This window comes from Collinsella sp. BIOML-A6 (assembly GCF_009875845.1).
In the GTDB taxonomy this organism is placed as follows: Bacteria; Actinomycetota; Coriobacteriia; order Coriobacteriales; family Coriobacteriaceae; genus Collinsella; species Collinsella aerofaciens_H.
Genome location: NZ_WWSL01000043.1, coordinates 1 through 10,973 on the forward strand (window position 1 = coordinate 1; position 10,973 = coordinate 10,973).

General features: G+C 58.9%; 10 protein-coding genes and 3 tRNA genes. 12 read left to right on the top strand and 1 reads right to left on the bottom strand.

Features of this window, described 5'->3' with window-relative positions; all coding sequences use genetic code 11:
• Nucleotides 1-183 precede the first annotated feature (183 nt).
• From GT495_RS10255 to proC, 9 genes are all read left to right on the top strand, one after another.
• Nucleotides 184-256, top strand: a tRNA-Phe gene (locus GT495_RS10255).
• 670 nt (nucleotides 257-926) lie between these two features.
• Nucleotides 927-1,988, top strand: coding sequence for a glycoside hydrolase family 5 protein (locus GT495_RS10260; RefSeq protein ID WP_161162564.1), 1,062 nt, complete (start codon nucleotides 927-929; stop codon nucleotides 1,986-1,988).
• A 6-nt stretch (nucleotides 1,989-1,994) separates the two neighbouring features.
• Nucleotides 1,995-2,873, top strand: coding sequence for a 16S rRNA (cytidine(1402)-2'-O)-methyltransferase (gene rsmI, locus GT495_RS10265; protein WP_161162565.1), 879 nt, complete (start codon nucleotides 1,995-1,997; stop codon nucleotides 2,871-2,873).
• Nucleotides 2,874-2,942: 69 nt separating this feature from the next.
• A complete protein-coding gene (gene metG / locus GT495_RS10270; RefSeq protein ID WP_161162566.1) occupies nucleotides 2,943-4,544 on the top strand; it encodes a methionine--tRNA ligase in 1,602 nt (533 codons plus the stop codon).
• Nucleotides 4,545-4,654: 110 nt separating this feature from the next.
• A complete protein-coding gene (gene rsmA / locus GT495_RS10275) occupies nucleotides 4,655-5,515 on the top strand; it encodes a 16S rRNA (adenine(1518)-N(6)/adenine(1519)-N(6))-dimethyltransferase RsmA (RefSeq protein ID WP_161162567.1) in 861 nt (286 codons plus the stop codon).
• Nucleotides 5,505-6,455: a TatD family hydrolase gene (locus GT495_RS10280; protein ID WP_161162568.1), complete on the top strand. Its 951-nt coding sequence runs from the start codon at nucleotides 5,505-5,507 to the stop codon at nucleotides 6,453-6,455. The genes rsmA and GT495_RS10280 overlap by 11 nt, the downstream gene beginning before the upstream one ends.
• 9 nt (nucleotides 6,456-6,464) lie before the next feature.
• Nucleotides 6,465-6,551: transfer RNA gene (locus GT495_RS10285), tRNA-Leu, on the top strand.
• Nucleotides 6,552-7,229: 678 nt separating this feature from the next.
• Nucleotides 7,230-7,700 (top strand): 23S rRNA (pseudouridine(1915)-N(3))-methyltransferase RlmH, encoded by a 471-nt coding sequence (rlmH, locus tag GT495_RS10290; RefSeq protein WP_152074054.1) that lies wholly within the window; start codon nucleotides 7,230-7,232, stop codon nucleotides 7,698-7,700.
• 73 nt (nucleotides 7,701-7,773) lie between these two features.
• Nucleotides 7,774-8,544, top strand: a complete 771-nt coding sequence (gene proC, locus GT495_RS10295; RefSeq protein WP_161162569.1) for a pyrroline-5-carboxylate reductase — start codon at nucleotides 7,774-7,776, stop codon at nucleotides 8,542-8,544.
• A 157-nt stretch (nucleotides 8,545-8,701) separates the two neighbouring features.
• On the opposite strand, the gene GT495_RS10685 is transcribed toward proC, so the two are convergent.
• A complete protein-coding gene (locus GT495_RS10685) occupies nucleotides 8,702-8,875 on the bottom strand; it encodes a DUF6724 family protein (RefSeq protein WP_006235069.1) in 174 nt (57 codons plus the stop codon).
• Nucleotides 8,876-8,986: 111 nt separating this feature from the next.
• Between GT495_RS10685 and serS the strand changes: the two genes are divergently transcribed.
• From serS to GT495_RS10310, 3 genes are all read left to right on the top strand, one after another.
• The gene (gene serS, locus GT495_RS10300; RefSeq protein WP_161162570.1) at nucleotides 8,987-10,270 is read left to right on the top strand and encodes a serine--tRNA ligase; all 1,284 of its coding nucleotides are present in this window, start codon (nucleotides 8,987-8,989) and stop codon (nucleotides 10,268-10,270) included.
• A 170-nt stretch (nucleotides 10,271-10,440) separates the two neighbouring features.
• Entirely contained in the window at nucleotides 10,441-10,818 is a 378-nt protein-coding gene (locus tag GT495_RS10305; RefSeq protein WP_161162702.1) for a hypothetical protein, read from the top strand.
• A 79-nt stretch (nucleotides 10,819-10,897) separates the two neighbouring features.
• Nucleotides 10,898-10,971, top strand: a tRNA-Arg gene (locus GT495_RS10310).
• The last annotated feature ends 2 nt before the right edge of the window (nucleotides 10,972-10,973 follow it).

Here is a 10,973-nt window from a genome sequence, read left to right on the forward strand (position 1 = left end):
CGGATTCGCGCCTCAGGACTCAGCGCAACGCGTTGCGCTGAGTCCTGAGGCTGTTGCAATGAAAATGACAATCAAGGAGGTCGTGGCCGATGGCGCGCTCAAAAACTTTTTTAAAATTCTCGGTTGACCGGAGCGCGTCCTTGGTTATACTAATCACGCCTTGAAACAAGGCACGTCTCAAATGGCTGGGTAGCTCAGTTGGTAGAGCAGAGGACTGAAAATCCTCGTGTCAGGGGTTCGATTCCCTTCCCCGCCACCTTGAATTGACTAGGGCCCCTGCAAAGGGGTCCTTTTCTTTTATATGGCCCCCACGCGGAATCGAACCCCGTGAGGGCGCGGAGCTGAGTAAACGCGCAAGCGTTTGCCAGCGTAGCTCGCAAGGCGCACAAGCGCCGCAGCGGTCCGCACGCGCGGAGCGTGAGCGCGATTCCCTTCCCCGCCACCTTGAATTGACTAGGACCTCTGCAAAGGGGTCCTTTTTCTTTTACCGAGGGCTCCTGTGGAAACTGCATCCCGGAATAAAGCCTCAAAGCGGGATGCGCTTTCCACTTTGAGCCTGTTTGGGAAAGCGTGGCCCGGAATCCGGCGTCAGAATGGGACGCGCTTTCCTTTTGCGGTCCTTGGCGGAAACTGCGTCCCAGATCCCGCGCTCAGAACGGGATGCATTTTCCGGTTGAGGCCTCGAACGGAAAATGCATCCCAGTCTTTTGCGAAAAAACGGGGCACGCTTTCCGGCCGTCTACTTCCGGCGCATATGTGCATTTTGGCGTGCCATCTCGGGTCCGCCTGCCCGGACATTCCTCCCACTTTTGCGCCACTTTGTAGACCGTTCGGTCGCCTGTCCGCACGCGCGGGTATACTCAAACCGATACTTTTCCTATGCAACACGATGCAGGTTCGACCTGCGCGATTCGAAGGGGGCCGTGATGGAGAGGATTCTCGGCGTTAATCTCTCTGGCTGGTTTATTCCCGAGCCCTGGGTGACCCCGTCGCTCTATGCAGCGACCGGAGCATCCAATGCAGCCGAGCTGCAGGAGGCCATGGGCACCGCTGCCTATAACGAGCGCATGCGTCACCATTACGAGACGTTTGTGAGCGAGGACGATTTTCGTCGTATGGCGCAGATCGGTCTCAACGCCGTGCGCCTGCCGGTGCCGTGGTATGCCTTTGGCTCGCAGGAGTCCGACGCCTCCTACATCTCGGTCGTCGATTATATCGACCGTGCTATTGAGTGGGCCGCCAAGTACAACATCCGCGTACTGCTCAATCTGGCGACCGTACCCGGCGGTCAGGGCGATTCCAACGATTCGCCCACGACGCCGGAAGTCGTCGTTGAGTGGCATTCGTCCACCAATGGCCGTCACGTTGCGCTCGATGTGCTCGAGCGCCTGGCCGATCGCTATGGCGAGACCGAGAGCCTGCTGGGCATCGAGCTGTTGGATACGCCGCAGATGAGCGTACGCAAGAGCCTCTTTACCATGACGGACGGTATTCCGGCGCACTACCTGCGCAACTTCTATCGTGACGCGTACGAGCTCGTTCGTTCGTATATGCCCGAGGACAAGATCGTCGTCTTTTCCTCTTCGGGACACCCTGGCGAATGGAAGCACTTTATGCGCGGTGCCAAGTACAAGAATGTCTACATGGACCTTCACCTGTACCATTACCGCGACGAGTATGCGCTCGACATCACGAGCCCCCGCGGTCTGACGACGGCGATTTCGCGCAACAAGCGTGAGCTCAAAGAGGCGGTCGAAACTGGGTTCCCCGTTTTGGTGGGCGAATGGTCGGGTGCGGCGATCTTCGCCAACTCCTCGGTAACGCCCGAGGGTCGCAATGCCTACGAGCGCGTATTTATCGCCAACCAGCTGGCATCGTTTGCACCGGCGGCTGGCTGGTTCTTCCAAACGTGGAAGACCGAGAAGCGTATTGCAGCATGGGACGCCCGCGCGGCACTCGGCACGCTCGAGCGCGGCATGATTGAATAGGTTGATATGACGCAAAACAGCTGCCGCACGGGCAAACTTTATGTGGTCGGTACGCCCATCGGCAATCTGGGCGACCTGTCTCCGCGCGTCGGCGAGACATTTGCCGCCGCCGATGCCGTCTGCTGCGAGGATACGCGTGTGACCTCAAAGTTGCTGATGCACCTGGGTATTTCCAAGCCGCTTGTCCGTTGTGACGAGAACGTGATCGCCAGCCGCGCAGCCGGCCTGGTCGACCGCCTGCTGGCGGGGGAGACCCTCGCCTTTGCCTCGGACGCCGGCATGCCGAGTGTGTCCGATCCCGGCCAGGCGCTGGTCGAAGCGGCACGTGAGGCGGATGTGCCTGTCGAGGTTATTCCCGGTCCCTCTGCTTGCGTCACGGCGCTCGTCTCGTCCGGCATTCCCTGCGAGCATTTTTTCTTCGAGGGCTTTTTGGGCCGCAAGCACGGCGACCGCGTGCGCCGTTTGCAGCGCCTTGCTGTGGTGCCCGGTGCGCTCATCTTCTACGAGTCCCCACATCGCATCGTGGCGACGCTCGAGGCCGTGGCCGAGGTCTTTCCCCAGCGTGAGGTTGCCGTCTGCCGCGAACTCACCAAGCTGCACGAGGAGGTCTTGCGCGGGCCCGCCGCCCAGCTCGCCGAGGAGCTGCGTGCTCGCGGCGAGGTCAAGGGCGAGATCGCGCTGGTTATTGCGCCGCCGAGCGAGGATGAGGAGGCCGGTATCGTGCCGGTTGGCGCTGCGGCAGTGGATCCTGATGAGGCCCTGCGCGAGGACATTCGCACCGCGCTCGAGGAGGGGGAGCCCGCCTCTGCGGTGGCCAAGCGCCTGTCGCAGAAGTATTCGCGCCGCAAGCGCGATGTCTATGCCATGGTGCTCGATATGCAATAGATGGAGGATATCCAGCCCTTGCGTTAGAATCATCCCCTGTATGCAACGTTTTTCTGGAGGACAGACCCCATGGATCAAACCAAGCCTTCGTTTTTTATCACGACGCCTATCTACTACGTCAACGCCGATCCGCATCTGGGCACGGCTTATTCCACCATCATTGCCGACGTCCAGGCTCGCTATCGCCGTTCTGCCGGCTATAACGTCAAGTTCCTGACCGGTATGGACGAGCATGGCGAGAAGGTCGCCGAGGCCGCTGCCAAGCACGGCATGACACCGCAGGAGTGGACCGACAGCCAGGCTCCGCACTTCAAGGAGCTTTGGAACAAGCTCGAGATCTCCAACGACGACTTCATTCGTACCACCGAGCCGCGCCAGCATCATGCGGTGCAGTATCTGTGGGAACGCATGAAGGAGTCCGGCTACCTGTATAAGGGCAGCTATGACGGCTGGTACTGCGTGCCCGACGAGACTTACTTTACCGATACGCAGGTCCAGAAGGGTGACGAAGAGTACGGCAGCGTCGGCCAGCACCTGTGCCCCGATTGCCACCGTCCGCTCGAGCGCGTGCAGGAGGAGTCCTACTTCTTTAAGCTATCCGCCTTCCAGGACAAGCTGCTCAAGCTCTATGACGAGCACCCCGATTTTGTTGAGCCCGCGTTCCGCATGAACGAGGTGCGCAGCTTTGTCGAAGGCGGCCTCAACGACCTTTCCGTGAGCCGCACGAGTTTTGACTGGGGCATCAGGGTCCCGTTCGACGAGGGCCATGTGACCTACGTGTGGTTCGACGCGCTGCTCAACTATATGACGGCCGTCGGCTACGGTGCCGACACCGACGAGGCGCGTGCCGAGCTGGCCTATCGCTGGCCCGCGCAGTTCCACATCGTGGGTAAGGACATCATCCGCTTCCACTGCGTCATTTGGCCCGCCATGCTCATGGCCATCGGCGAGGCCCTGCCCGAGCACGTCTTTGCCCACGGCTTCCTGACCGTGCGCAATGCCGAGACCGGCAAGGCCGAGAAAATGTCCAAGAGCCGCGGCAACGCCATCGCTCCGCAGGATGTTATCGACATGCTGGGTGTCGAGGGCTATCGCTACTACTTCATGACCGACGTCGTTCCCGGCACCGATGGCGCCATCAGCTTCGAGCGCATGGAGCAGGTCTACAACGCCGACTTGGCCAACAGCTGGGGCAACCTTATCTCGCGCTCACTCAACATGAGCGGCAAGTACTTTGATGGTTGCGCTCCGGCTAAGCCGGCGTCTGCCGACGCGTTCGGCAACCCGCTGGCAAAGATCGCCGACGGCCTGGTCGAGCGCTACATGGCCAAGATGGACGTGCTCGATTACGGCGGAGCCAAGGACGAGGTCATGGAGCTCATTCACGCCGCCAACCACTACATCGAGGACTCCGAGCCTTGGTCGCTTGCCAAGGACGAGGCCAAGGCTGATGAGCTGGCGTTTGTGATCTACAACCTGCTCGAGGCCATCCGCATTGCCGCTCACCTGTTGATGCCGCTCATGCCCCAGACTTCTACCGAGGCCCTGCGTCGCCTGTCCTGCGAGGACGAGGCCACGAGCGACGACCTCAAGGGCATCTGCACTTGGGGCCAGCTTGCCGGCGGACGTCCCGTCGAGAAGGGTGACCCGCTGTTCCCGCGTCTGGCGTAAAGACCGCGCGAGTGCCATATCGGCAATTTGCTGTTTAGATGTAAGGGCGTGGCCGCAACGGTCCATGCCCTTTTGCTTTACGATGCAGCCACCATGGTAAGGAGGCAATCATGACAACTTCGCCTTTGGCAAATCCCACGGCAACTAGGGAGCTGCTGGAGGAGTTTGGCCTTGCGACCAAGCATCGCTTGGGCCAGAACTTTCTAATCGACAACCATGTGATCGAACGTATCTGTGAGCTCGCTGAGCTTGCGGGCGATGAGCGCGTGCTCGAGGTTGGCCCGGGTTGCGGCACGCTGACGTTGGCCCTGCTGCAGGAGGCGGCGTGCGTTACGTCGATTGAGGCCGATCCCGAGCTTGAGCCGGTGCTCGATGCCCACGCCGCCGACTATGCCAACTTCCGCTTTATCATGGGCGATGCGCTCAAGGTGTGCCCGGAGCAGGTTGAGCAGGCTGCGGGCAGTGAGCCGACGGTATTTGTGGCAAACCTGCCCTATAACGTTGCCGCGACGATTATTTTGCAGTTCTTCCAAACCATGCCTGCGCTCAAGCGCGCCGTCGTCATGGTTCAAAAAGAGGTTGCCGATCGCATCGCCGCAGCTCCTGGCAATAGAACGTACGGTGGGTATACGGCAAAGCTTGGACTCTATGGCACGGTGACGGGGCGCTTTGAGGTGCCGCCGCGCTGCTTTATGCCGGCACCGCATGTGGACTCCGCTGTCGTGCGTATCGACCGTGTTGACGGCACGCTGCCTGAAGGACTCGATCGCGAATTTGTGGCCCGTGTGATTGACGCCGCCTTTGCCCAACGCCGTAAGACCATTCGCAACTCCATGAGCGCCAACGGCTTTGCCAAGGATGTGCTCGACGCTGCCTTTGAGGCCTGCGGTATCGCGCCTACCACGCGTGCTGAGACGCTTGATGTTGTCGACTTTGTCCGTCTGGCCCAGGAGCTATCCCATGACGCTTAATGCCGAACGCGTGACGTTTACCAAGAAAAAGAAAACGGTTGCTTGTCCCGTGCCCTTGGCGCCGCTTGCCGATACCCACGCGCATCTGCTCTCGTTTTGGGACAAGGAAGTGCCCGAGACGCTCGTGCGCGCTAAAGCCGCAGGCATCGATCTGTTGGTGACAGTATTCGATCCCATTGCCGATAAACGAAGCGTGACGGACTATAGCGACTGGCTGGTGCGCGAAATTCTGCCTATGCGGAATATTCCACAGATCAAGTATCTCGCTGGCGTTCACCCCTATGGCGCGCCGGACTATACCGACGACGTCCACGCACAGGTCGTTGCCGCACTCGATGACCCCTTATGCGCCGGTATTGGCGAAATCGGCCTGGACTACCACATGGACTATGACGACGATATCGTGCCGGCGCCTCATGACGTGCAGATTGACTGCATGGCGCGCCAGCTCGAGCTTGCCGTGTGCCGTAACGTGCCGGTGGAGCTGCATCTGCGTCACGAGGACACGGACCAGGAGCGCACCTCGCACGTTGACGCGTACAACGTGCTGCGCGAGATCGGCGTGCCCCAGGCCGGTTGCGTACTGCACTGCTTTGGCGAGGACCGCGCCACGATGGAGCGCTTTGTGGATTTGGGTTGTTATATCGCCTATGGCGGCGCGGCTACCTTTAAGCGCAACGATGACGTGCGCGAGGCATTCGTGGCAACCCCGCTCGACCGTATTTTGTTCGAGACGGATTGTCCCTATATGGCGCCGGAGCCCATTCGCGGCCTTGAGTGCGAGCCTGCAATGATTTCCATTACGGCAAACGCGCTGGTTAACGACCGTGTCGATCGCACTGGTGAGGACGCCGAATCAATCGCGCAAGCCGCTTGGGAAAATGCCTGCAAACTTTTTAAAAATAATTCTTGCGTTCGCGGTGGCGCTCCGTTATTCTAATTCCTGCACGCGGGCGTGGCGGAATTGGCAGACGCGTACGGTTCAGGTCCGTATGGGGGCAACCCCATGAAGGTTCAAGTCCTTTCGCCCGCACCATTAAATGAAAGAGCTCCCAGCAATGGGGGCTTTTTTGTTATGGGCCCATCGCAGGGACTTGAACCTGCGAAGGAGCGAGCGCAAAGAAAACGCGGAGCGTTTTTAGCGAGCTGGCGAGGACGCCGGCAGGCGGCCGAAGCCGGTGCGGATCCGCGAAGCGGATACGCGGACGTCCTTTCGCCCGCACCATTAAATGAAAGAGCTCCCAGCAATGGGGGCTTTTTTGTTATGGGCCCATCGCAGGGACTTGAACCTGCGAAGGAGCGAGCGTAAAGAAAACGCGGAGCGTTTTTAGCGAGCTGGCGAGGACGCCGGCGGGCTGTATTTATGGATTCAATGCCGATATTTCGTATGTCCGTAACCCCCGTGGGCAAAAAACATCAAATATGAGTACTGTCACAAGTACAGTTACATTTCTAAAGCTCATTATTCTGAAACTTACGCAACAGATGTACATTAATTTGACTCTAGTTTGAGGCAACACGGGTCAATTTGGAATGATCTCGGGTTCGACAGGGCATTTTTTCACTAAAAATGCTGCTACTAAATTGGTAACAGTACTCATATTTGGCCTTTTTTTGCCCACGGCCCCTCCCACCGGGGCCGCAAGTTCGCCTCGGACGGTTATCCTAGGGTAGCGCTAGGTATGTCCAGAACGAATCGAAGGAGTAGACGCGCGTGAAATATACCGTTGTTTGCGTTGGCAAGCTCAAAGAGCGCTTTTGGAAGGACGCGTGCGCCGAGTACACCAAGCGCCTAGGTGCCTATGCCAAGGTAGATATGCGCGAGGTGGCCGATATCGATCCGGCCAAGGCGGGCGGCGTGGATGCCGCGCGCGACAAAGAAGGCGCGGCGATTCTTGCTGCCCTGCCACCGCGAGCGCATGTGATCTTGCTGGCCATTGAGGGCAAAGAGCGCTCGAGCGAGGAGCTTTCGGCGCGGCTCGATGATCTTATGTTGCGTGGTAACAGCGACATCGCCTTTGTGATTGGCGGATCGGACGGCGTGAGTGATGAGGTACGTGCCCGCGCCGACGAGATGCTCAGCTTTGGACGCATTACCTTGCCGCATAACCTAGCGCGCGTGGTGCTGCTGGAGCAAATCTACCGCGCCTGCAAGATCAGCCGTGGAGAGCCGTATCACAAATAGGTCGGCAATACGAAACAATGACGTGGGACAATAGCCTTCGTTTTGAAGAGTGTGTCTGAGAGGACTATGAGATATGAAGATTGGATTTGTCGGTTTTGGCAATATGGCGAGCGCTATGGCCGATGGCTGGATCGCCGCCGGTGTGGCTGCGAACGATATGTGCGCCTGTGCGGGCCACTACGACGCCTTGGTTGAGCGTTGCGAGGCGCGGGGTATGGCTGCCTGCCACGATGCGGCGGAGGTTGTCGCTGCGTCCGATATCGTAGTTGCGGCGGTAAAGCCGTACATGATTGAGAAGGTCTTCGCTCCACTCAAGGACGCACTTGCCGACAAGGTCGTCCTTTCGGTCGCCTGGACCTGGGATAGTGCCAAGTGGGAACAGGTCCTGCCGGGTGTCGCGCACATCTCGACGGTGCCCAACACGCCGGTTTCGGTGGGCGAGGGCGTTATCGCCTGCGAGAAGGCTTCCACGCTTAGCGATGAGCAGCGCGCCACGGTGCTCGGTCTGCTCGGAAAGCTTGGCACGGTGGTCGAGCTCGATACGAGCCTGCTGTTTGTGGGCGGTACCGTGGGCGGTTGCGCCCCGGCGTTTGTCGCCATGGCGATCGAGGCTCTGGGCGATGCGGCCGTCAAGCACGGTATTCCGCGCGTCGATGCTTATCGCATTGTGAGCCAGATGATGCTGGGTACGGCAAAGCTGCAGCTTGCAACCGGTCAGCATCCCGCAGCGATGAAGGATGCCGTGTGCTCGCCCGGTGGCGCCACCATCAAGGGCGTCGTTGCGCTCGAGGACGCCGGCATGCGCAGCGCCCTGGTCAAGGCAATCGACGCCACTCTCCAGTAAAACCTTCCATTTAGGGACAGGTTTATTTTGGCAGGTTTTTCCTGCGGTTTTGTCGTATATGCGAAAAGCGCCCCGCAACTGGCTCAATTCCAGTTGCGGGGCGCTTGCGTTTGCCCAGATAAAACCGACCAAAATAAACCTGTCCCTTTTTGGCGGGTTAGTCCCAGAAGCTGTCTTCTTCGTCCTCGGACTTGGGGCCGCGGTCGACATACATCTTATGGGTGCGCTTCTCCATTACAAAGGCAAGAATCGCAAACAGCAGGATGCCGCCAGCGAAAAGGATGGCAAAACCGGTGCGGGTGCCAAACAAAAAGGAAAAAACTGCGTCCATTGGGTGCCTTCTTGCGTAGTTGAGTTGGGTCGTAAACGCTCATAAGTATATACTTGCCCATACATGTACAAGGTTGCAACCTAAATGGAATGTATATCGCCGGAGGATCTAATGCTTGATATCAAGTTTGTTCGCGAGAACCCCGATGCCATCGATACCGCCATGGCAAATCGCCAGACGTCTTGGGATCGCGAGAAGTTCTTTGAACTCGATGACGAGCGCCGTGCCGTCATCACCGAGGTCGAGGAGCTCCAGGCCACGCGTAACGCCGAGTCCAAGAAGATTGGCGCCCTGATGAAGGAGGGCAAGAAGGACGAGGCCGAGGCCGCCAAGGAGGCCGTGCGCACCGTCAACGAGAAGGTTGACGGTCTGGCCGAGCGCCGTACCGCTCTTGAGCAGGAGCAGTACGACTTCATGGCTCACCTGCCCAACATTCCGTGCGAGGCTACCCCGTACGGTAAGGACGAGGACGAGAACATTGAGCGTCGCCGCTGGGGCACCCCGCGCGAGTTCGACTTCGACTTTAAGCCGCACTGGGATCTGGGCACCGACCTCGATATCCTCGACTTCGAGCGTGGCAACAAGCTCTCTGGCAGCCGCTTCACCGTTCTCGGTGGCGCCGGCGCCCGCTTGGAGCGCGCCCTTATCAACTTCTTCCTGGACACGCACACGAGCCGTGGCTTCAAGGAGTGGTGGCCGCCCATCGTTGTCAAGCGTCAGACTATGTTCGGTACGGGCCAGCTGCCCAAGTTTGAGGATGACGCCTATCACGTCTCGGGCGACAACTTCCTGATCCCTACCGCCGAGGTCGTACTGACTAACCTGCATGCCGGTGAGGTTCTGGACGCCGACACTCTGCCTCGCTGCTACACTGCCTTCACCCCCTGCTTCCGCGAGGAGGCCGGATCTGCCGGTCGCGACACCCGCGGCATCATTCGCCAGCACGAGTTCGACAAAGTTGAGATGGTCAAGTTCGCTAAGCCGGAGGAGTCCGACGAGGAGCTCGAGAGCATGACCGCCGAGGCCGAGTACCTGCTGCAGCAGCTGGGCCTGCCGTATCGCGTGATTAGCCTGTGCACCGGTGACTTGGGCTTCTCTGCCCGTCAGACCTACGACGTCGAGGTCTGGCTACCGAGCTACAACGCCTACAAGGAGATCAGTTCCTGCTCCAACTGCGGTGACTTCCAGGCCCGTCGTGCCAACATTAAGTATCGCGACCCCGAGAACTTCAAGGGTTCGCGCTACCTGCACACCCTTAACGGTTCCGGCCTGCCGGCTGGTCGTACCATGGCTGCCATTCTGGAGAACTACCAGAACGCCGACGGCACCATCACGATCCCCGAGGTTCTGCGTCCCTACATGGGCGGTCTCGAGAAGATCGAGCCGGTCGCGTAACTTGGCTGCATAGGGGATATGCAAGGGCGCTCCTTCGGGGGCGCCCTTTTTATGTACGGCTATACCATGCCGTGCGGACAGCTCGATAGAAAACACACGAACAAACGTTCTGTATATATGCATCTACCTGCTATGCTTTTGCTAACTAAGAGCAAGAGAAAGGGGATGTGGTGGAGCTGTTCGATGAACGGGTTGTTTTGTTCCAGAGCGATGAGGGCGGGGAGCACCTGCTGGTAACGTGCGAGCCGTCGGGTATGGGTGGCTTGGTGGTTCGGCAGAAGAGCGAGGGACCATTGACGCAATGGTGCTATGAGGAGTCGCCGCATGTGGTCGAGACGTTTGTGGCGCATGAGGCACTTGTTGTCCTCGAACACTTCTATGGCGTTGGAACTTCTAATCAGGTGGCCCGAATGCTGAGCATCTCGTTTGCCGACTACGACTGTGCCCAACGGGTGAGGTCGCTTCTGGGGGAGCTTGGCGCCGGGTTCGATGTGATCGAAAAGCCAATCGATCGCACGAGAAGAGCTGATACTTGTGGTGCAGTGTGAGAAATTGCGGCCCGCGGGAAAAAAGTTTAAGATTTTGCTTGACTTCAATAAGCTAAAGAGGTTTTATATATCTTGCACTGCGGCGTTACCTCAGCTGGATAGAGGGTCTGACTACGAATCAGAACGTCATAGGTTCGAATCCTATACGCCGCACC

Coding starts and splice junctions, on each gene's coding strand:
- rsmA (WP_161162567.1), top strand. CDS start 4,655: ATGACAACTTCGCCTTTGGCAAATCCCACGGCAACTAGGGAGCTGCTG.
- metG (WP_161162566.1), top strand. CDS start 2,943: ATGGATCAAACCAAGCCTTCGTTTTTTATCACGACGCCTATCTACTAC.
- proC (WP_161162569.1), top strand. CDS start 7,774: ATGAAGATTGGATTTGTCGGTTTTGGCAATATGGCGAGCGCTATGGCC.
- rsmI (WP_161162565.1), top strand. CDS start 1,995: ATGACGCAAAACAGCTGCCGCACGGGCAAACTTTATGTGGTCGGTACG.
- serS (WP_161162570.1), top strand. CDS start 8,987: ATGCTTGATATCAAGTTTGTTCGCGAGAACCCCGATGCCATCGATACC.
- GT495_RS10685 (WP_006235069.1), bottom strand. CDS start 8,875: ATGGACGCAGTTTTTTCCTTTTTGTTTGGCACCCGCACCGGTTTTGCC.
- GT495_RS10280 (WP_161162568.1), top strand. CDS start 5,505: ATGACGCTTAATGCCGAACGCGTGACGTTTACCAAGAAAAAGAAAACG.
- GT495_RS10260 (WP_161162564.1), top strand. CDS start 927: ATGGAGAGGATTCTCGGCGTTAATCTCTCTGGCTGGTTTATTCCCGAG.